The organism is Flectobacillus sp., assembly GCF_049240685.1.
Taxonomy (GTDB): Bacteria; Bacteroidota; Bacteroidia; order Cytophagales; family Spirosomataceae; genus Flectobacillus.
In genome coordinates, this window is the sequence record NZ_JBMLSD010000488.1 from 1 (window position 1) to 1,816 (window position 1,816).

2 protein-coding genes are annotated in these 1,816 nt (G+C 35.8%); both read left to right on the plus strand.

The genetic code is table 11. From position 1 onward, the window contains the following. Window positions 1-120 precede the first annotated feature (120 nt). The gene (locus tag ACOVQ4_RS22660) at window positions 121-447 is read left to right on the plus strand and encodes a transposase (protein WP_421822862.1); all 327 of its coding nucleotides are present in this window, start codon (window positions 121-123) and stop codon (window positions 445-447) included. Window positions 448-544: 97 nt separating this feature from the next. Next, window positions 545-1,453, plus strand: a complete 909-nt coding sequence (locus ACOVQ4_RS22665) for an IS3 family transposase (RefSeq protein ID WP_421822863.1) — start codon at window positions 545-547, stop codon at window positions 1,451-1,453. Window positions 1,454-1,816: the final 363 nt, after the last annotated feature.

A 1,816-nucleotide genomic window follows, 5' to 3' on the forward strand; every position in this document is an offset into this window, starting at 1 on the left:
TGCCTACGAAGTACTTCTCAGTCAAGAGGAAGCGATTCAGAGTGATGAGTTTTGAGTGATGAATTGTGAGTTGTGAATTGTCCTTGCCTAAAATAGGTTGCCTTCAAAAGGCAACAAATAATGGCAAATTCAAAATCAAAAACTGGAAAAAGTACAAAATACGAGATTCGTCAAAGTCGTATTTTCAGTGAGTCGTTCAAACGAGAAAAAGTCGAAGACATTCTCAACAAAAGGATTAGTATCATCGAATTTTGTAAATTGTGGGATGTAAGTAGCACAAGCGTTTATCGCTGGATTTACCAATATTCTCCCCATCACAAAAAAGGTACTAAGATGATTGTACAACAAGATTCCGAAGAAGCTAAAACTCAGGAGTTACTCAAAAAAGTGGCTGAACTTGAGCGAATTTTAGGATTAGGCATCCCCGACAAAAACAAATGGAGATAGACTATCAGTCTAAACTTATTGAGATTGCCTCAAAGGAACTCGACATTGACCTAAAAAAAAGTTTCAAGCCGACACTTTAGAGTATTTTCGCCAAAATATTACTCAACATTCTTACCAAATGAAGCACTTGTATGCACTTTGTGGTATTTCTAAACAAGGACATTATCAAATGCTCCGCAGAATCGAAGAATGGAAGGTAAAGGAAAGTCTTTATGTGGGCTTGATTCTCCAAATTAGGGAGATTCATCCTGCTATGGGTTTGAGAACCATGTATGATTATTATCAACCAGAAGGAATCGGACGAGATGCTTTTATCAGTATTGGACTCTATTATGGCTTTAGGGTAAAAGCCTATAGAAACCTCTGTAGGACTACTTTTTCAAGTCCTTACAGTCGTTATAAAAACCTTTTGGTTGATAAAGTCCTCACAGACATTAACCAACTCTGGACGAGTGATATTACCTATTTTAAAGTAAATGATAAGTTCTATTACATCGTTTTTGTCTTAGATGTTTATTCTCGTTTTATCGTTGGATATTCCCTTGCGGATAATATGAGAGCAGAAAACAATATCATTGCTTTAAAAATGGCGTTGAAAACTCGGAAACAGAAGAAGTTTAAGCATGAACTCATTCACCATTCTGACAGAGGTAGTCAATACATCAGCGAAGCCTATGTCAGCCTTTTGAATGAAGCTGAAATCAGCATCAGTATGTGCAATGAGGTCTATGAAAATGCGCACGTTGAAAGAGTGAATGGCACGATTAAAAATCAGTATCTAATCTATAAAAATATTACAAATTTTGACGAATTAGCCACTGAGCTTAAAAAAGCAGTTCACACATACAACCATCAAAGACCACACGCAGCCCTGAAAGGACTAACACCTTTTGCGTTTGAACAGTACATCAAAGAACTAAACAATGAAAACAAACCTAATTTACCCATTTGGACATGTGATTATTCAAAAAGCACAAACCCAAATCAAACTATTTTACAATTTTGATTACTTTAACTTGTTTAAAAATCAGGGCAACCTATTTTAGGCAAGGACAAATCAGTACTGTACGAAGGATTAAGTTTTGTTTTTAAAGTAAAATTGATGTAGCGGCAACTCTTGCAGTTGCCACATTCAGAATGGCAACCGCAAGGGTTGCTGCTACCGCAAAAATGCTCAGAAAATGAATGTTTCTGAACAACACGAAATCCTTCGTACTGTGCTAGTTGTGGGTGTAATATTTTTATTATCAGTGACTTATTGAATAGTGGAGAGGCGATCTTTTGATTATTGGGTAAAATTAGTTTCTCTAGTTCAAGACTTAGTCTTGGACTCAATTTTTAACAGTTTAAAACTGTTTACTATGTATTT

What these genes read in the sequence shown, in the direction of transcription:
- ACOVQ4_RS22660 (WP_421822862.1), top strand. Translation starts at nt 121, where the DNA reads ATGGCAAATTCAAAATCAAAAACTGGAAAAAGTACAAAATACGAGATT.